This window comes from Neisseria sp. P0009.S007, assembly GCF_051962515.1.
Genome location: NZ_JBQCVF010001313.1, coordinates 1 through 233, shown reverse-complemented (window position 1 = coordinate 233; position 233 = coordinate 1). Strand labels below are relative to the sequence as shown.

At 54.9% G+C, this 233-nt stretch carries 1 protein-coding gene; it reads left to right on the top strand.

Annotated features, from left to right (window positions below):
- Nucleotides 1-66: 66 nt before the first annotated feature.
- A partial coding sequence (locus ACTHS3_RS18740; RefSeq protein ID WP_440368917.1) for an immunity protein Imm33 domain-containing protein occupies nucleotides 67-233 on the top strand: 167 nt, incomplete at its 3' end.

The window sequence follows — 233 nt, the reverse complement described above, 5'->3', positions numbered from 1 at the left end:
CACGGTGCAGAGGCTGCCCTAATCATGATAAAATCCGCACAATTTTTACGGCATGCACACACCGCAATGAATAAATTTGCCCAAGCCCTCTCCGCCGCACTCGACCGCTGCATCGTGACCAATACGGTAGCCAAACAAGGCGAACCCGTCGGCTTTCTCTACCGCGAAGCCCCCGTTTTCGAAAACGACAGCGGCTGGCGTTTCTTCAGCGGCGACGAAACCGACGAATACAC